Source organism: Aliirhizobium wenxiniae (assembly GCF_019511445.1).
In the GTDB taxonomy this organism is placed as follows: Bacteria; Pseudomonadota; Alphaproteobacteria; order Rhizobiales; family Rhizobiaceae; genus Neorhizobium; species Neorhizobium wenxiniae_A.
Genome location: NZ_JAEUAN010000006.1, coordinates 24,129 through 42,920 on the forward strand (window position 1 = coordinate 24,129; position 18,792 = coordinate 42,920).

12 protein-coding genes are annotated in these 18,792 nt (G+C 60.9%); 11 read left to right on the forward strand and 1 reads right to left on the reverse strand.

Annotation, left to right across the window (positions count from 1 at the left end):
• Positions 1-21: 21 nt before the first annotated feature.
• From JNB91_RS09415 to trxA, 11 genes are all read left to right on the forward strand, one after another.
• Entirely contained in the window at positions 22-1,791 is a 1,770-nt protein-coding gene (locus JNB91_RS09415) for a stimulus-sensing domain-containing protein (protein WP_222857494.1), read from the forward strand.
• Entirely contained in the window at positions 1,788-2,246 is a 459-nt protein-coding gene (locus JNB91_RS09420; protein WP_220325264.1) for an HPr kinase/phosphorylase, read from the forward strand. Before JNB91_RS09415 ends, JNB91_RS09420 begins: the two co-directional genes overlap by 4 nt.
• A 124-nt stretch (positions 2,247-2,370) precedes the next feature.
• Positions 2,371-2,772: a PTS sugar transporter subunit IIA gene (locus JNB91_RS09425; protein WP_112459233.1), complete on the forward strand. Its 402-nt coding sequence runs from the start codon at positions 2,371-2,373 to the stop codon at positions 2,770-2,772.
• Between the two features lie 13 nt (positions 2,773-2,785).
• Complete coding sequence (locus JNB91_RS09430) at positions 2,786-3,061, forward strand: HPr family phosphocarrier protein (protein WP_220325265.1); 276 nt, start codon at positions 2,786-2,788, stop codon at positions 3,059-3,061.
• Between the two features lie 143 nt (positions 3,062-3,204).
• Positions 3,205-4,605: an adenosylhomocysteinase gene (ahcY, locus tag JNB91_RS09435; RefSeq protein WP_220325266.1), complete on the forward strand. Its 1,401-nt coding sequence runs from the start codon at positions 3,205-3,207 to the stop codon at positions 4,603-4,605.
• A 205-nt stretch (positions 4,606-4,810) separates the two neighbouring features.
• Positions 4,811-7,378: a sensor histidine kinase gene (locus JNB91_RS09440; RefSeq protein ID WP_220325267.1), complete on the forward strand. Its 2,568-nt coding sequence runs from the start codon at positions 4,811-4,813 to the stop codon at positions 7,376-7,378.
• The gene (gene tsaE, locus JNB91_RS09445) at positions 7,375-8,889 is read left to right on the forward strand and encodes a tRNA (adenosine(37)-N6)-threonylcarbamoyltransferase complex ATPase subunit type 1 TsaE (protein ID WP_220325268.1); all 1,515 of its coding nucleotides are present in this window, start codon (positions 7,375-7,377) and stop codon (positions 8,887-8,889) included. The genes JNB91_RS09440 and tsaE overlap by 4 nt, the downstream gene beginning before the upstream one ends.
• A 14-nt stretch (positions 8,890-8,903) precedes the next feature.
• Entirely contained in the window at positions 8,904-9,641 is a 738-nt protein-coding gene (locus JNB91_RS09450) for a nucleotidyltransferase family protein (protein ID WP_220325269.1), read from the forward strand.
• Between the two features lie 3 nt (positions 9,642-9,644).
• Positions 9,645-12,842 carry a double-strand break repair protein AddB gene (gene addB / locus JNB91_RS09455; protein WP_220325270.1) on the forward strand — a complete coding sequence of 1,066 codons (3,198 nt, stop codon included), beginning with the start codon at positions 9,645-9,647 and terminating at the stop codon, positions 12,840-12,842.
• Entirely contained in the window at positions 12,835-16,389 is a 3,555-nt protein-coding gene (gene addA / locus JNB91_RS09460; protein ID WP_220325271.1) for a double-strand break repair helicase AddA, read from the forward strand. Before addB ends, addA begins: the two co-directional genes overlap by 8 nt.
• A 72-nt stretch (positions 16,390-16,461) precedes the next feature.
• The gene (gene trxA, locus JNB91_RS09465) at positions 16,462-16,782 is read left to right on the forward strand and encodes a thioredoxin (RefSeq protein WP_148143837.1); all 321 of its coding nucleotides are present in this window, start codon (positions 16,462-16,464) and stop codon (positions 16,780-16,782) included.
• A 664-nt stretch (positions 16,783-17,446) separates the two neighbouring features.
• Here trxA and JNB91_RS09470 read toward each other — a convergent pair.
• Positions 17,447-18,790: a bifunctional folylpolyglutamate synthase/dihydrofolate synthase gene (locus JNB91_RS09470; RefSeq protein WP_430736263.1), complete on the reverse strand. Its 1,344-nt coding sequence runs from the start codon at positions 18,788-18,790 to the stop codon at positions 17,447-17,449.
• Positions 18,791-18,792 lie beyond the last annotated feature (2 nt).

Consider the following 18,792-nt stretch of genomic DNA (forward strand, 5'->3'; position numbering starts at 1 on the left):
GGATTGAACGTGGCAGACAGGCTGCTCGAAAACCAGGCGATCACAACGGCACCGGCCAAGCGCAATGCGCGCCGGCATTGGCCGCATGCGTTCACCATCATTCGCCGGCTGTTCGGCCATGCGGTGTTTTCAAGCCTGACGCGCCGGATCCTGTTCTTCAATATCGCCGCCACCGTGGTACTGGTCGCTGGCATTCTTTACCTCAACCAGTTCCGTGAGGGACTGATCGATGCGCGCGTCGAGAGCCTGTTGACCCAGGGCGAGATCATTTCGGCGGCGGTTTCGGCCTCGGCTTCGGTCGACACGAATTCGATCACCATCGACCCCGAAAAGCTGCTGGAGTTGCAGGCCGGACAGAGCATCACACCGGTGCCGAATGACGAGGATCTCGATTTTCCGATCGATCCCGAGCGTGTTGCGCCGGTGCTGCGCCGGCTGATTTCTCCGACCCGGACCCGCGCCCGTCTGTTCGATGCGGATGCCAACCTGCTGCTCGATTCGCGGCATCTCTATTCCCGCGGCCAGGTTCTTCGCTACGACCTGCCGCCGGTCGAGAACGAAACGCAGACCTGGAGCGAGTGGATGTCGGGCATGTTCAACCGGCTGCTGCAGCCGGGCAACCTGCCGATCTACAAGGAAGCACCGGGCGGCGACGGCTCGATTTATCCGGAAGTGATGAATGCACTGACCGGCGTTCGCGGCGCGCTGGTGCGCATTACCGAACGCGGTGAACTGATCGTTTCCGTCGCAGTGCCTGTCCAGCGCTTCCGGGCGGTTCTCGGCGTTCTGCTTTTATCGACACAGGCTGGCGATATCGACAAGATCGTTCATGCCGAACGCCTTGCGATCATGCGCGTCTTCGGCGTCGCAACGCTGGTCAATATCGTGCTGTCGCTTCTGTTGTCATCGACGATCGCAAATCCGCTGCGCCGCCTGTCTGCCGCCGCCATCCGCGTGCGGCGTGGGGCCAAGCAGCGTGAGGAAATTCCGGATTTCTCCTATCGCCAGGACGAAATCGGCAATCTTTCGATCGCGGTGCGCGACATGACCAATGCGCTTTACGACCGTATCGACGCGATCGAGAGTTTTGCCGCAGATGTAAGCCACGAGCTTAAAAACCCGCTGACCTCGTTGCGCAGTGCTGTCGAAACACTGCCGCTGGCGAAATCCGAGGATTCGAAACGACGGCTGACGGAAATCATCTTCCATGACGTGCGCCGGCTCGATCGCCTGATCAGCGATATTTCCGATGCATCACGTCTCGATGCGGAGCTTGCGCGAACGGATTCCGCGCCTGTCGATATGGAGACGCTGCTGACCAATCTGGTCGATATTTCCCGGCAGATCCGCAGCGGGCGCAAGCCGGTCGAGATCGACCTTACGATCGACCACAAGGGTGGCGATCGGCATATCTATGTGGTCAACGGCCACGACCTGCGTCTCGGCCAGATCGTCACCAACCTGATCGAAAATGCTCGTTCCTTCGTGCCTGAAAAGGGCGGCAAGCTCTCAATCCGGCTTTCCCGCAACAAGGACAAGGTGGTCATCACCGTCGATGACAACGGCCCCGGCATCCAGGCAGAAAATATCGACCGGATTTTTGAGCGTTTCTATACGGACCGCCCGGACGGCGAGAGTTTTGGCCAGAATTCCGGCCTTGGGCTTTCGATCAGCCGGCAGATCGCAGAGGCACATGGCGGCAGCCTGAAGGCGGAAAACCTGCAAGGAAAAGCCGAAGAGACCAGCGGTGCGCGATTTACCCTTTCGCTTCCCGCAGGGAACGCCGCATGACCCGAAACGTCCACGGCACAGCCATTGTTGTGGGCGAACGGGGGCTGATCTTTCTCGGCCCATCGGGTATCGGCAAATCGATGATGGCCTTTACCTGCCTTGCTATTGCCCGCCGTGCCGGGGCTTTTTCAGCGCTGATCTCCGACGATCAGGTTTTCATCAATCAGCAGGACAACCAGATCGTTGCCGCCTGCCCACCGAGCATAACCGGGCTAATGGAACTGCGCGGTAGCGGCATTATCACGATGGATCACATTCAGTCGGCTCCTCTCGACCTTGCAGTCCAGCTGGTCTCCGCTCCCGGAACGGAACGGCTTCCGCCCGAAAACGAGCATTGGCAGATCGAGGGTTTCGGCAAGTTGCCGCTTGTCAGAATTGCCAATACGGCGGCCGATCCGCTGGCGGTTATCGGTGCCCTCATGCCCGCCTGGAGGCAGGAAGCGCCTTTTTGGTGAGCGGCACGCCCGATTTTTTGACTTGAACTTCATTTCCAGTTGGCGAAGATGGCATCCCGCCGCTTTACGGCACCAGTGCGTTACGATATGGGCCGCGAGCTTTGAAATCAGGGGGCGTATTTTCATGATCGGACTGGTGCTTGTCACCCATGGCAAGCTGGCTGAGGAGTTTAGACATGCGGTGGAGCATGTCGTCGGACCCCAGAAATTCATCGAAACCGTCTGTATCGGTCCCGAGGACGACATGGACCAGCGTCGGCAGGACATCGTCGATGCTGTTGCCCGCGCCAATGCTGGCAAGGGCGTCATCATCCTGACCGACATGTTCGGCGGAACGCCATCCAATCTTTCGATCTCGGTCATGGAAAGCGGCACGACCGAAGTGATCGCCGGCGTCAACCTGCCGATGCTGATCAAGCTTGCCGGCATTCGCGGCGAGGACAATATGGAAAAGGCGCTGGCCGAAGCTTCCGAGGCCGGGCGTAAATATATCAACGTCGCCAGCCGCGTGCTGAGCGGCAAGTGAGGCCATAAGCTTGATGTCTGCCTCCTCCCGCCAATTCGTGATCGTCAACAAGCGCGGACTGCATGCCCGGGCATCTGCCAAATTCGTCCAGATGGTCGAAGGTTTCGATGCGCAGGTTACCGTCTCGAAGGACGGCATGAGCGTCGGCGGCACGTCGATCATGGGCCTGATGATGCTGGCTGCCAGCACAGGCTGTTGCATCGACGTTTCGGCCGAAGGCGTTCAGGCCGGAGAAGCGCTCGACGCACTCGAGGCGCTGGTCGCCAACAAATTCGGCGAGGAAGCCTGACTAAAGACGCCACATAAACATATAAAGACCTCTTTATATCGCCGTTGCAAGCGGCCGGGAAGCCTGCTACACCGCTTGGGAGTTTTGAGCCAGCGGGGTGTCCCCACCCGGCTTGAGCGCCATGCAACGTATCGGAGAGCTTTATGAGCACTGAAAAGGACTACATCGTCGCGGATATCAACCTTGCCGCCTATGGCCGCAAGGAACTCGACATTGCCGAGACGGAAATGCCGGGCCTGATGTCCTGCCGCTCCGAATTCGGTGCTTCCAAGCCGCTGAAGGGCGCGCGCATCTCCGGCTCGCTGCACATGACGATCCAGACGGCTGTTTTGATCGAGACGCTGAAGGAACTCGGTGCCGATATCCGCTGGGCATCTTGCAACATCTTTTCGACCCAGGACCATGCCGCAGCCGCAATCGCTGCAGCCGGCATTCCGGTCTTTGCCGTCAAGGGTGAAAGCCTGACCGAATACTGGGAATATACCGACAAGATCTTCCAGTGGACCGATGGCGGCACCTCCAACATGATCCTCGACGATGGCGGCGATGCCACCATGTATATCCTGCTCGGTGCGCGTGCCGAAGCCGGCGAGGATGTTATGTCCAATCCGGGTTCGGAAGAAGAAGAGATCCTGTTCGCGCAGATCAAGAAGCGTCTTCAGGCTTCGCCGGGCTGGTTCACCAAGCAGCGCGACGCGATCAAGGGCGTGACCGAAGAAACGACGACCGGCGTTCACCGCCTCTACGAACTTTCCAAGAAGGGCCTGCTGCCCTTCCCGGCGATCAACGTCAACGATTCGGTCACCAAGTCGAAGTTCGACAACAAGTATGGCTGCAAGGAATCGCTGGTCGACGGCATTCGCCGCGGCACCGATGTGATGATGGCCGGCAAGGTTGCCGTCGTCTGCGGTTACGGCGACGTGGGCAAGGGTTCGGCCGCTTCGCTGCAGGGCGCTGGCGCCCGCGTCAAGGTCACCGAAGTCGACCCGATCTGCGCGCTGCAGGCCGCCATGGACGGTTTTGAAGTCGTGCAGCTCGAAGACGTCGTTGCGACTGCCGACATCTTCATCACCACCACCGGCAACAAGGACGTCATCCGCATCGAGCATATGCGCGAGATGAAGGACATGGCGATCGTCGGCAATATCGGCCACTTCGACAACGAGATCCAGGTTGCGGCCCTGAAGAACCTCAAGTGGACCAACGTTAAGCCGCAGGTCGACATGATCGAGTTCCCGAAGGGCAACCGGATGATCCTTCTTTCGGAAGGCCGTCTCTTGAACCTCGGCAACGCAACCGGTCACCCGTCCTTCGTCATGTCCGCTTCGTTCACCAACCAGACGCTTGCCCAGATCGAACTGTTCACCAAGCAGGGCGAGTACAGGAACGAGGTCTACATTCTGCCGAAGCATCTCGACGAGAAGGTCGCGCGCCTGCATCTCGACAAGCTCGGCGTGAAGCTTTCGACGCTTTCTGATGAGCAGGCTGCCTATATCGGCGTGTCCGCTCAGGGTCCGTTCAAGGCAGACCACTACCGCTACTGATCGCTAGCCGGTTAATCCACAACATCTTGTAGCCGCAGTCTTGACAAAAGGCTGCGGCTTCTTTTTTGCCTTCCCCCTTCCCGCCCCTTTGCCGAACACGTATTGTTTTGGGACTTGATTCGACCTTCCGGCCATTCGGCTTCGGGCAAGGTGCGAAGTGGTATGTCTTGTCGATGAGCGGCAATTGGACGGAGACACACCGGTCATGGCGGTAAAAAAAACGAGCCTGTCAAAGCAGGCCGATCCAGTTTCTGGCTTGCGCGAACGCGCACTTGGAAACCCGTATTTCGCGGATAGCGGATACGGCAGAAAAACCTATATCCGGCTTAAGCGGATCGCCCATTCCCTTCTTTCGGGGACGGCGCTGGTCGCCTTGCCGACTGCTGCCTTTGCGCAGGAAGAAACGGCAGCACAGCTATTCTCCTCCGCTCAGGTCATCGTCTCTTCCGTCGTTCTGGGCGCGCTGGGCGCTGCCCTTCTTTCCACCGTCTGGCTGGTACGTCAGCGCGGCAATATGGAAGTCGAGACAGAAGAAATGCGTGGTGCGCTTTCGGAAGCGCATCAACGGATTTCGAAATATGAGGCATTGATCGCCGACAAGAACCGGCGGATCGTCGTGTGGGAAAGCGGCTCGTCAAAGGCCGAATTCCTCGGTCACCTGCCCGTCGAGACCGGCGCGCCACAGGCAGACCGCGAATTCCTCGCCTTCGGCCGCTGGCTTCGTCCCGGTTCGGCTGCAGAACTCGAAAAGGCGATCGACGAACTCCGGAGCCATGCGCGCAGTTTCGACATGGTGATCGAGACCGCCAGAGACGAAGTTCTTGAAGTTCAAGGCCGGGTTTCAGGCGGCAAGGCTTTTGTGCGTTTCCTCGCACTCAACAATCTCAGGGCAGAGCTTGCCGAACTGAAGATCGAGCGTGACCGGTTGGGAAGCTCGATCTCGATGTTCGAATCGCTGCTGGATACAATCGAACAGCCGGTCTGGCGCCGTGATAGTCAGGGCAAGCTTGCCTGGGTCAACCATGCCTATGGCGAGGCCGTCGACGCGGTAAGCTCCGCACGCGCGGTGGAAGAAGGCCGCGAACTGCTCGGCACCGTCAGCCGCGAGATGATCCGGGCCAAGGCCACCGTCACATCGCCTTTCCACGACCGGCTTTCGACCGTGGTTCACGGCAATCGCACCGTGCTGGATGTGGTCGATGTGGTGACGACCGACGGTTCGGCCGGCATGGCGATCGACGTGTCCGAGGCAGAGGCCGTGCGCGAGGAACTGAAGCGGACGCTGAAAAGCCATGCCGAAACGCTCGACCATCTGGCGACGCCGGTGGCGATCTTCGACAGCAAGCGCCGCCTGCAATTCTACAATCAGGCCTTCATGCAGCTCTGGGATCTGGACCTGCCGTTCCTGGAATCGAAGCCGGACAATAGCGAACTACTGGACAAGCTGCGCACCAACGGCAAACTGCCGGAACAGCTGAACTGGCGGAACTGGAAGGACACGGCGCTTGCCGTCTACCAGTCGCTCGATACCAAGACCGATACCTGGCATCTGCCGAACGGCCAGACGCTGCGCGTCATCGCCACAGCCCACCCGCAAGGCGGCGCAACCTGGGTCTTCGAAAACCTCACCGAACAGGTGGATCTCGAAGCCCGTTACAATACGCTGGTCCAGGTCCAGGGCGAAACCATCGACCATCTGACCGAAGGTGTTGCGGTGTTCGGTCCCGATGGCCGCATCCGACTGTCCAACCCGGCCTTCCGGGCGCTCTGGGGCATTACCGCCGAGCAGGCGGAACCCGGCACCCATATCAAGACGATCGAAGCTGCATGCGCTTCTTCCTATGCCGAGCCTGATGGCTGGCGCAGGTTTGCCCAGGCGCTTACCGCTTTCGATGACGAGAGACCGACGCTCGACGGCACATTCGAGCTCTATTCCGGCCTGATCCTCGACTATGCGGTCACGCCGCTGCCGAACGCGCAGACGATGCTGACCTTTGTCGACAAGACGGCCAGCGTGCAGGCGGAAAAGGCGCTGAAGGAAAAGAACGAGGCGCTGCGCAAGGCCGACGAGCTGAAGAACGATTTCGTCCAGCACGTTTCCTACGAGCTGCGTTCGCCGCTGACCAATATCATCGGCTTTACCGATCTCTTAAAGACGCCCGGTATCGGCACGCTGAACGACCGGCAGGCCGAATATATCGATCATATCTCGACTTCGTCTTCGGTTCTGCTGACCATCGTCAACGACATTCTCGATCTCGCGACCGTCGATGCCGGGATCATGGAGCTGAACTATTCCGAGCTGGCGATCGAGGACCTGCTGGACGACGTGGCGATGCAGATCGCCGACCGGCTGCAGGAAAACAACATGACGCTGGAAATCGTAGCACCCGCCGGCATGGGCACGATCGTGGCCGACCAGCAGCGGCTGAAGCAGATCCTGATCAAGCTTCTGACAAATGCGACGAACTTTTCGCCGGAGAATTCGACGATCACGCTGAATTGCTGGCGCGATGCGGCAAACGTGTTCTTCTCGGTGCGAGACCGCGGCCCCGGCATTCCTCCGGACATGCTCAAAACCGTGTTCGACCGCTTCAAGGCACAGGCCAAGGATGGCAAGCGTAGCGGTGCGGGCCTCGGCCTTTCGATTGTCGAAAGCTTTGTCCACCTGCATAATGGCGACGTTGTGATCGACAGCCGGGCCGGTGAAGGCACCACGGTTACCTGCCGCATTCCGGCCAATGCCTCATTCCACTCGGTCGCGGCCGAATGAGTGACGGCCAGTCGCTGACGCTGATCCTTGCCGGTGAGCGGGACACGATAGAGTTCGGCGAGGATCTGGCGCTGGCGCTGAAACCGGGGGATTGCGTGGCGCTTTCGGGCGATCTCGGCGCCGGTAAATCGACTTTTGCCCGGGCGCTGATCCGTGCGGTGGCCGATGACACCGATCTGGAGGTGCCGAGCCCAACCTTTACGCTCGTGCAGTCCTATGACGAGCTACGCATTCCGGTCGCGCATTTCGATCTCTATCGGCTGGGAGATTCTTCCGAGCTGGACGAACTCGGTTTCGACGAAGCGCTGTCATCCGGCATCTGCCTTGTCGAATGGCCGGAAATGGCCGGCGATCTTCTGCCCGCCGACCGGATCGTGATGAAGTTGGAGCATGAGGGCGCGGGACGCCGGGTGACGATCACCGCACCGCCCCCTGCCCTTTCGCGCATCCACCGCGTGCTGGCGATCCGCGAATTTCTCAAATTACACGGCTATGCCGGTGCGACCCGGCGGTTCCTGACCGGCGACGCCTCGATGCGGGCTTATGAAAGTGTGGAGACCGCGACTGGCGAAATCCTTGTCCTGATGGACTGGCCGAAGCGGCCGGAAGGTCCGCCGGTGCTTGATGGCAAGCCCTATCCCAAGGTCGCCCATATTGCCGAGGATGCCTATCCTTTCGTGGCGATCTCGCAATATCTGCGCGGCATCGGCCTGACGGCGCCGGAAGTGCTGCATGTCGATTACGACCAGGGCATATTGCTCATCGAAGATCTCGGCCAGGAAGGCGTGCTGGATGAAGACGGCAGGCCGATCGCGGATCGTTATCGCGAAAGCGTCGTCTGTCTCGCATATCTGCACAGCCACGCGATGCAGCAGGATCTGCCGATCGAAGGCGGCCCCACCCATCACGTGCCGGATTTCGATCCGACCGCGATGAAGATGGAGGCCCGGCTGCTTCTCGACTGGTATCTGCCGTGGAAGCGCGGTGAACAGCCGAGCGAGGAAGAGCGGCAGGATTATCTTGCGATCTGGGACGGGTTGATCGGCGAGCTGGCAAGCGCCGAAAAGAACCTGCTGCTGCGGGATTTCCATTCGCCCAATATCATCTGGCAACCGGAGCAGGCCGGTGTGCGCCGCGTCGGGCTGATCGATTTTCAGGATGCGATGATCGGGCCGACGGCTTACGATCTTGCCTCGATCGTGCAGGACGCGCGCGTCGATATTCCCAAGGCGCTCGCCGACCAGATGATGATCGACTACCTGACGCTGCGCCGCTCGCTGGGTGATTTCGATGAAGCATCTTTCCTAAAATCCTGGGCGATCATGGCGGCGCAGCGCAACTGCAAGCTTGGCGGTCTGTGGGTGCGATTGAAAGAACGCGACGGCAAGCCGCAATATATTCAGCACATGCCGCGCACATTGCGTCATCTTTCCACGGCGCTTGCCCATGAGACGCTCGCCCCCTTGCGCGATTGGTGCGCACGGGCTGGAATAGACTTTTCCGAATCATAAATACGGCTTCGATGATGACTTTGGTTCCACTCACGCAGGCCGTCGTGCTTGCCGCCGGGCTTGGCACGCGCCTGAGGCCGATCACCGATACGATGCCGAAACCGCTGGTGCCGGTCGCGGGAAAACCGATGATCGATTACGGGCTCGATGCGCTGGCGGATGCGGGTGTTTTGCGCGCCGTCGTTAACGTGCATCATTTCGCTGACCGGATGGAGGCGCATCTTGCCGCCTATCCGCGGCTCGACATCATCATTTCCGACGAGCGCACCCAGCTGATGAATTCCGGCGGCGGGTTGAAGAAGGGGCTCTCGCTGCTTCCTCCCGGCATCACCTATGTGATGAATGCCGATCTTTTCTGGATCGGCGAGAAAAGAGGCTCGCCCACCAACCTGCAGAAATTAGCCGGATTCTTCGATCCCGAGCGGATGGACATGGCGCTGCTCTGCGTGCCGCTGGAACGCACGACCGGCCATAACGGCAAGAAGGACTTTCAGCTCGATCAGGACGGACGGCTGAGCCGGTATGTCGATGGCGACAACCCAGTGGTCTATGCCGGCGCGATCGTGCTGCATTCCTCGCTGCTTGAGGACGCCCCGGACGATGCTTTCAATCTGAATATCTACTTTGACAGGGCGATTGCTCAGGGCCGGCTTTTCGGTCTCGTCATGGATGGCGAATGGATTACGGTGGGAACGCCGCAAGCGCTTCCAGAGGCCGAAGCTGTGATTGCCCGCCATTCCGAAGAGGTATGATACATGTCGGCTGAACGGCGAATTTTCTCGATCCCGTCTGGCGTACCCTTTCTGAAGACGCTGGCTGCCGCACTTTGCGACGGGCGGCTGAACAAGGATTTTCGCTACGATCCAGCCGATCCATTATCGCTAGCCGATGTGACGATCTTCGTGCCGACGCGGCGTTCGGCCCGTGTGCTACGCTCGGAATTCGTCGATCTGCTCGGCGGTCGCGCCGCCATCCTGCCGGTAATCCGGCCACTTGGCGAAACGGACGACGACAGCGGCTTTTTCGATCTGGTTGCGCCGGAAGAAATGGACATGGCGCTGCCGATCGGCGGGACCTCCCGGCTGCTCGAACTTGGCCGGCTGATCCTTGCCTGGCGCAACCAGCTGCCGAAGATCGTGCTCGACGTGCATTCGGAATCGCCGCTTGTGGCGCCGGCAAGCCCGGCCGATGCGATCTGGCTTGCCCGGGCGCTTGCCGAATTGCTCGACGCGATCGAAACGGAAGAGCGCGACTGGGCTGATCTCGACAACCTGCAGACCGGCGAACATGCGCTCTGGTGGCAGCTGACCGCCGAGTTTCTGAAAATCGCCAGCGCCTTCTGGCCTCTCCGACTGGAGGAGCTGAAACGCTCCTCCCCTGCCAAACATCGTGCCGCGATCCTCAGAAGCGAGGCGCGGCGGATCGGTGAGCGGGACCACAAGGGGCCGGTGATCGTTGCCGGATCGACAGGTTCGGTGCCGGCGGCGGCAGAGTTGATCGCGGCGATTTCCCGCCTGCCGAATGGCACGGTGGTGCTTCCGGGCCTCGACACATCCATGCCGGATGACCAGTGGGCGACTGTCGAAGAGGAAACTTTTGACGGCAAGCCCGACCCCGCCAGCCGCAGCCATTCGCAATTCGGGCTTTCCAAGCTGTTGAAGAAGATCGGCGCCATGCGGGACGATGTCGAGATCATCGGAGAAGTTCCGAGCGATCTGGCATTCCGGGCGGCCGCGATCTCGCAGGCGCTGGTGCCGGCCAAGGCGACCGACCGCTGGAGCGAGTGGCGCGACGATGCGGATATCGAAGCGCTTGGTGCAGCCTTTGCCGATGTCTGTCTGATCGAGGCAGCCAATGAGCGGGAAGAAGCGGTGGCGATTGCCATCGCGCTTCGGCTGGCGCTGCAGAAACCCGGCCGCAATGGCAATGCGGCGCAGGCGGCGCTGATCACACCCGACCGTGCGCTGGGCAGGCGGGTGACGGCCGAGCTTGCCCGGTTCGGCATCCTTGCCGACGATTCGGCCGGTTCGGCGCTTTCCGGCACGCCGCAGGGAACGCTGACACAGCTGCTTCTGGAGGCGGCACTTCGACCGGGCGATCCGGTGGCCATCGTCGGGCTGATGAAACATCCGCTGATGCGGCTTGGCCTGCCCACCGCCGAACTCAAGACCGCAATCGATGCGCTGGAAGTTCTCGCACTGCGTGGTGGTGTCGGCGAGATGGATATTTCGACGCTCGAACCGCTGCTCGAAACCCAGCTGACGGCACATGCCGAGAACCGGCACACGCCGCATTGGATCGATTCGTTGCCGGAAGATGCGATCGAGATGGCGCGGGATGTTGCACGGCGGATCACGCAGGCGGTCGAACCTCTGGTCAGCTCTTTCGTTCACCGGCGCGCTGACGGTCGCGGGCTGACGGCAAAGCTGCCGCTTTCCGAATGGGCGAGCCGCACCGGCAAGGCGCTGGAGGCGATTGCGATCGACGAGCGTGGCGATCTTGCGGCGCTCTGGTCCGGCGAGGCGGGCGAGCAGCTTTCCGGCCTGCTTGCCGAGGTTATGGAGACCGATGGGCAGATCGATGCCGATGGTCCGCAATGGATCGACATCGTCATGGCGCTGACAACGGGCGGGGCAGTGAAACCCCGTTCGCTTGCGCATCCGCGGGTGTTCATCTTCGGTACGCTGGAAGCACGATTGCAGAGCGTCGACACGATGATCCTCGGCGGGTTGAATGAAGGATCGTGGCCGGGCCAGACGGTCAACAACCCGTTCCTGTCGCGCTCGATGAAAACAGATATGGGACTGGAACCGCCGGAACGGCGGATCGGCCAGCTGGCGCATGATTTCGAAATGGCCTGCGGCACGCGCAAGCTGATCTTTTCACGCTCGCTGCGCCAGGGCGCGACGCCGACGGTTGCTTCCCGCTGGCTGCAGCGATTGCTGGCGCTGGGCGGCAAGGCTTTTGCCGACGGGTTGAAAGCGCGCGGCGAAGATTTTCGCCACTGGGCCTCGTTGATCGACAGGGGCGAAGACCAGAAGCCGGCAAAGCGCCCTGCCCCGAGACCGCCGGCAGAATTGCAGCCGGTCAAATATTCCTTCAGCGAGGTCGGCCGGTTGCGGCGCGACCCCTATTCCGTTTACGCCCGCCGTATCCTGAAACTCGATCCGCTTTCGCCGTTCAACGAAGACCCCGGTGCTTCGCAGCGCGGCACGCTCTATCACGCGATCATCGACCGCTACACGCGTGAGGGTCACAATCCCGGCAGCAATGTTTCACGTGAATCCATGATGCGGATTACCGAAGAACTGTTCGACGCCGAGCAATTGCCGCCGCATATCGACCGCGTCTGGCGGCCACGCTTCATCGAAGTGGCGAAGGCATTTCTCGACTGGGAAGAGAAACGCGCGCCGGATGTGCGCTCTACGGTGACGGAAGCCGGGGCCGGTTTCGAGGTCGAGACGGCCGGGATAAGAGTGACCGGTATTGCCGACCGGATCGATCTCATGCGCTCGGGAAATGCCGACATCATCGACTATAAGACCGGCTTGAGCCCCTCGGTCTCACAGGCTCGTGCGCTACTTGATCCGCAGCTTGCGCTGGAGGCTGCAGCGCTTCAGGCGGGCGCGTTCAAGGCGATGGGCGTTCAGCAGCCGGGGGATCTTCTTTATGTGCGGTTGCGGCCGGGAGACCGGTTCAGATCCGAGCGGGTGAACAATGAGGGCTCTTCCGCCACCGCCAAAAAGCAGCCGAAATCGGCAATCGACCTGGCGCAGGATTCGATCGATCAGCTGACCAAGTTCGTGCTGAAATTGCGAAGCGGCGATGCCGGCTTTGCCTCGCGGCTGGTGCCGTTTGCGCAGGGCGATTTCGGTGGTGAATATGATCACCTCGCCCGGGTCGCGGAATGGTCGACGGCGGATGATGACGGAGAGGGTGAAGCCGATGAGTGAGATCCTCACCGATGAATTGCCGGCCGGCGACGAGCCGAAGCAGTGGATCAACTGGACGACGGTGCAGCAGTCGCGCGCTTCGGATCCGGCAAGTTCGGCCTGGGTTTCGGCCAATGCCGGTTCAGGCAAGACGCATGTTCTAACCCAGCGGGTGATCAGACTGCTGCTTGCCGGTTGCCGCCCCTCCTCCATCCTGTGCCTCACCTATACCAAGGCTGCGGCATCGGAAATGTCGAACCGGGTGTTCCAGCGCCTGTCCGAATGGACGGTGCTTTCCGACGAGGAGCTGCGCAAGCGGATCACCGGCATCGAAGGTCATGAGCCGGATTCGGCCAAGCTGGCCGAGGCGCGGCGGCTGTTTGCCAAGGCGCTGGAGACGCCGGGCGGGCTGAAGATCCAGACGATCCACGCCTTCTGTGAAGCGCTGCTGCATCAGTTTCCGCTGGAGGCCAATGTTGCAGGGCATTTCTCCGTGCTCGACGACCGGGCGGCTTCGGCGCTTCTGGCGGAAGCACGGCGTTCGCTTCTGACCGCCACCTCTGCCGAGGACGATGCTGATCTGGCGGAGGCCTTTGCGCATGTGCTCGATCTCGGTGACGAGTTCGGGTTGGAGGCGCTGCTTTCCGACATCGTGGCAAACCGCACGGCGATACGGCGTTTCACGGCGAGTGCCAAGCGTCATGATGGGATAGGGGCAGAGCTCAAGCGGATGCTGGGGCTTGATGCGGGTGATACGGAAGCGAGTATCGCCGGCAGCTACTGGCCACTTCCCGGCCTGTCGGGCATCACGCTCGATCTCTACCTGTCGCTGGCCGACCAGAGCGGTGGGGCCAAAGTGACGGATGTCGCCTATGGCCTGCGGGTAGTGATGAAGGAGCCGGATGCGTTTAAGCGGGCCGACTATCTGGAATCGATCTTCCTGACTGCCAAAGGGACGGTGAAGGCAGATAGTTCGCTCGTTGCCAAGGCAATGCTGAAGCCGGCGCCGGAATTGGCGGCAGCCATCGATGCTGCGCGGAACCATGTGTTTGCCTGCCGTGACCGGTTGCGGCTGGTCCGGATGTTTTCGGCAACCAAGGCGGCGCTGACGCTGGCGGCGCGGTTGACCGAGGATTACGAGGAGCTGAAAAGAAGGCGCAGCCTGCTCGACTTCGAGGATCTGATTGCGCGGACCGCCGATCTTCTGACCCGCGACGGCGTTGGCGCCTGGGTGCATTACAAGCTCGACCAGGGCATCGACCATATCCTGGTCGACGAGGCGCAGGACACCAGCCCGATCCAGTGGACGGTGATCAAGTCGCTGGCGGAAGATTTTTATTCCGGCACCAGCGCCCGTGAAACGCTGCGGACTATTTTTGCGGTGGGCGACGAGAAACAGTCGATCTATTCGTTTCAGGGTGCGCGGCCGGAACGGTTTGCCGAGGAACGCAGTGCGACACAGAAACAGGTGAGCGGTAGCGGCCAGCCGTTTCACGCGATCCGCCTGCCGCTCTCCTTCCGTTCCACCGCAGATGTTCTCTCCGCCGTCGACCAGGTGTTTTCGCTGGAGGAGAACGCCAAGGGGCTCTCGGCGATCGGCGATGCGGTGCAGCACCGGTCCAACCGCATGGGCCATGCCGGCGCGGTCGATCTCTGGGACGTGGTTGCGCCGGAAGTGTCCGAGCAGGAAGAGGACTGGACGGCACCCTTCGATTCGACGCCGGATAAGGCACCAGCTGCCATTCTGGCGGCACGAATCGCCGACCGGATCGGCGAGATGATCGGCCGTGAAACGGTGATCGAGAAGGGCGTCGAACGCCCGATCGAGCCGGGTGACATTCTGGTTCTGGTGCGCAAGCGCGATGCCTTCGTTAATGCGCTGACACGGGCGTTGAAGCGGCGTGACAATATTCCAGTGGCGGGGGCCGACCGGTTGCGGCTGACCAGCCATATCGCGGTGCAGGATCTGCTCGCGCTCGGGCGTTTCATGCTGTTGCCGCAGGATGATCTTTCGCTGGCGGCTTTGCTCAAGAGCCCGTTGTTTGACCTTTCCGAAGAGGATGTGTTCGAGGTTGCGGCGCTGCGGGCGGAAAATACCAGCGCCTGGATGCGGCTTGTCGCGCTTGCCGAGGAACAACCGTTGCGGTTCCGTGACGCTGCGGAACAGCTGCAGCATCTGCTAGCGCTTTCCGGGCTGCTCAGCCCGCATGATCTTTATGCGCGGATTCTGGGGCAATATGGCGGGCGTCGGAAATTTCTCGGGCGACTCGGCACCGAGGCTGGCGATATTCTCGATGAGTTCCTGACCTTTGCGCTGGACCATGAGACATCCGGCCTGCCGGGTCTGCAGGCTTTCGTCTCGACGCTGGAGCTTGAAAGCCCAGAGGTGAAACGCGAACAGGATGGCGGTCGCAACGAGGTACGGATCATGACCGTGCATGCCTCGAAAGGGCTTGAGGCGCCGGTAGTGTTTCTGGTCGACAGCAATTCGAAATCCTTCATCTCGTCGCATGTACCGAAATTCCGGTTTCTGAAAACCGCGCAGGGTGATGTTCCGGCTTGGCTGCCGGGCAAGACGCTTGCGAATGCGCTGACCGGTGCGGACGAAGAGCGGCTGAAGACGCTTTCCGAAGAAGAATATCGGCGGCTGCTTTATGTCGGCATGACGCGCGCGGCCGACCGGCTGATCGTCTGCGGCTATCGCGGCGTTCGCGATAATCCCGACAGCTGGCAGGCGATGATCTCGCGAGCGCTTTCGCTCGACGAACAGTATTGCAGCGCCGCCACGTTCAGCGGGCCGGATGGCGAATGGAACGGGTTGAAATGGCGGCTGCCGGTTACCGGCGGGACAGTCGAGCGGGCGGAGCGCGAAGAACACCAGGCGGCGGAAAGGCCGGGCCTGCCGGGAGACCTGTCACGCCCCCTGCCCCCACAAAAGATATTGCCGCGGCCGCTCAGCCCGTCCGGCGCCGGCGTGATGATCGATGACGATGCGGATGACCTTATCGTCACCTCTCCCCTGTTCGGCGACAAGGCAACATCAAGCCTGGCGCTGCAGAAGGGCAAGCTGGTTCACCGCATGCTGCAGATGCTGACGGAGTTTTCCGATGGCGAACGTGAAACGGCCGCGTTTCGTTATGCCGAGCGGGCTGCACGGTTCTGGCCCAAGGCCGAGCGGGAAAAGCTGGTCGCGAGCGTCATGTCGGTGCTTTCGCATGAAGGGCTTGCGCCGGTATTTTCGGCGCGCAGCCAGTCGGAAGTGTCGATCATGGGCACGCTTCATCTGGAGGGGCAGGATTATGCGATCTCGGGGCGGATCGACCGGCTGGTGGAGATGGACGACCGGGTGATCATTCTCGACTACAAGACCAATCGCAAACCGCCGGCGGACGTCGAGGCCGTGCCGCTGACGCATCGGGCGCAGCTCGCTATCTATCGCGAGATATTGAAGCCGCTTTATCCCGGCAAGGAGATCGACTGCGTGCTGGTCTATACCGAGACGGCAACAGTCATGACATTACCTGTCGAGCTGATGTCGCGCTCGCTTGCGGAGCTCAAGACAAAGTGACATGACGGACATTGAAAATGATCAATGCCGATCTCACATTTGCAGCAACGAAGAATCGTGAAGGAGAGCCCTATGGCTACCGTTAAGGTCGATACCAACAATTTTCAGGCAGAAGTTCTCAACTCCGCCGAGCCGGTCGTCGTGGATTTCTGGGCTGAATGGTGCGGCCCGTGCAAGATGATCGCTCCGAGCCTTGAAGAGATCGCCACCGAGCTTTCCGGCAAGGTGAAGGTCGCCAAGCTGAATATCGACGAAAACCCGGAACTGGCGGCCCAGTTCGGCGTTCGCTCGATCCCGACGCTTGCCATGTTCAAGGGCGGCGAAGTGGCCGATATCAAGGTTGGTGCCGCTCCGAAGACCGCACTTGCCGCCTGGATTTCCGGCGCTGCATAACACTTAAGAAAGTGTTTCACGTGAATCCAAAACCCGGTTGGTGATCCAGCCGGGTTTTTGTTTGCCCGAAAGATAGAGTCCGCCCTTGGTGATATCGGCTTTTGAGTTTCGGCCGGGACACGTCGGGTGCCTCGAATTGAATTTTTATATGTGACACACGGCGTGTCCCGTTCGGTGTGTTTTTCCGCGCAACTCCGGTCCGTCTGCGGCGGATCGGATGCCTTGCAGCTCGACCCGGTATGTGTGCGACACACGCACGTCCCCTGCGATCAGGAGAGGCAGACCATTTTCTGCGCGGCTCCGGATGATCCGCCTGCATAAGGGCGACCCGTCCGATCACCGGTCCCGCCTCGCCGGTTATGCGGACCGGTGTAGCCGAAGCGGAACGGCGTGATTGTAGACACGGGTTTGGAGAGTGGGGATGAAGATCAATTCAAGTGATTGGAATTGCTGGAGCTGAGCGTGATTTCGTCCCCGCTTGGGGTGGCGCTGGTGGATGCGTCTGCCCTTCATCCGCCTGCCGGTACCTTCTCCCCGTTCGCGGGGAGAAGGAGTAAGTCGCGCCGTCTCCGCCCCTCTCTACGTTTCACGGGGCACATCCCCTCTCCCCGCCATTACGGGGAGAGTGTTAGGGGCAAAAGCTACGGGTACAGCCCGACCTATATCACGTCGGCGGGGTGCCGTTGTCTGCCAGAACGTTGCCGGCAAAATAGAGCGAGCCGCCGATGAGGATGCGCGGTGGGGGGCGATCGGGGATCTGGCGGAGGGTGATTTCCTGGAGGGCTTCGGCGACCGAGGCGGACGGTTCTGCAACCAGGCCGGCGTCGAAAGCGGAATGGGCAAGCACCACGGGATCGAGCCCGGCTTCGCTACCGCGGATGCGAACGGTAAAGACGTGTTCCGCGAGATCGGCAAAGGCGCGGAAATAACCGACCGGGTCCTTGGTGTTGATCATGCCGGTGATGAGATAAAGCGGGCGCGGCTGGCGTTCCTCGAAAGCGGCGATCGCTTCGGCGATGACTTCGCCACCGGCGGGATTATGCCCGCCATCGAGCCAGATCTCGGCTCCCTTGGGCGCGAATTCGAGAAGTTTGCCTTCGGTGATCCGCTGCAGGCGTGCCGGCCATTCGACACTTACCATCGCCTTTTCCATCATCTGATCGGTGACGGCGAAACCGGCTGCCTTGACGGCGCGGATGGCGGCGGCGGCATTGGCATATTGATGGCGGCCCGGCAGGCGCGGCAAAGGCAGGTCGTGCAAGCCATCCTCGTCCTGATAGATCAGGCGGCCGAATTCTTCATGAGCGGAGAAATCCTGACCATAGACAGAGAGCGGACAGCCGAGACGATCCGCCGTCGAGATCAGCACCTCGCGGGCGGCCTCGAATTCCTGATGACCGACGACGACAGGACGCTTGCGTTTCATGATCCCGGCCTTTTCGGCGGCGATCAGTTCGACACGATCGCCCAAATAAGCCTGGTGATCGAGCGCGATCGGCATGATCACGGAGACGGCGGGATCGGAGATGACATTGGTGCTGTCGAAGCGTCCGCCAAGACCGACTTCCAGAATGACGGCATCGGCCGGCCTTTCGGCAAACAAGAGGAAGCCGACGGCGGTCAGCATTTCAAAGACGGTGATCATTTCGCCGCCATTGGCGGCTGCGACGCGGCGCACGGCATCGGCCAGATCGGCATCGGAGACGAGTTCGCCGCGACTGCCCTTCACGCCGATGCGATAGCGCTCATGCCAGCGCACGAGATGCGGCGACGTATCGACATGGACGGAGTAACCGCCTGCTTCCAGAAGCGCGCGACAGAAGGCAGTGCAGGAGCCCTTGCCATTGGTGCCGGCGACATGGATGACCGGCGGCATTTTGAGATGCGGATTTCCGAGCGCTTCCAGGAGCCGGGTGATGCGGCCGAGCGATAGGTCGAAACCCTTGGGATGGAGCGCCAGGAGCTTTTCGATCTCCTGTTCGGCTTCGCTTGAAACGGGCTGGTTCATGG

Coding starts and splice junctions, on each gene's coding strand:
- JNB91_RS09420 (WP_220325264.1), top strand. CDS start 1,788: ATGACCCGAAACGTCCACGGCACAGCCATTGTTGTGGGCGAACGGGGG.
- JNB91_RS09425 (WP_112459233.1), top strand. CDS start 2,371: ATGATCGGACTGGTGCTTGTCACCCATGGCAAGCTGGCTGAGGAGTTT.
- JNB91_RS09430 (WP_220325265.1), top strand. CDS start 2,786: ATGTCTGCCTCCTCCCGCCAATTCGTGATCGTCAACAAGCGCGGACTG.
- ahcY (WP_220325266.1), top strand. CDS start 3,205: ATGAGCACTGAAAAGGACTACATCGTCGCGGATATCAACCTTGCCGCC.
- JNB91_RS09440 (WP_220325267.1), top strand. CDS start 4,811: ATGGCGGTAAAAAAAACGAGCCTGTCAAAGCAGGCCGATCCAGTTTCT.
- tsaE (WP_220325268.1), top strand. CDS start 7,375: ATGAGTGACGGCCAGTCGCTGACGCTGATCCTTGCCGGTGAGCGGGAC.
- JNB91_RS09450 (WP_220325269.1), top strand. CDS start 8,904: ATGACTTTGGTTCCACTCACGCAGGCCGTCGTGCTTGCCGCCGGGCTT.
- addB (WP_220325270.1), top strand. CDS start 9,645: ATGTCGGCTGAACGGCGAATTTTCTCGATCCCGTCTGGCGTACCCTTT.
- addA (WP_220325271.1), top strand. CDS start 12,835: ATGAGTGAGATCCTCACCGATGAATTGCCGGCCGGCGACGAGCCGAAG.
- trxA (WP_148143837.1), top strand. CDS start 16,462: ATGGCTACCGTTAAGGTCGATACCAACAATTTTCAGGCAGAAGTTCTC.
- JNB91_RS09470 (WP_430736263.1), bottom strand. CDS start 18,790: ATGAACCAGCCCGTTTCAAGCGAAGCCGAACAGGAGATCGAAAAGCTC.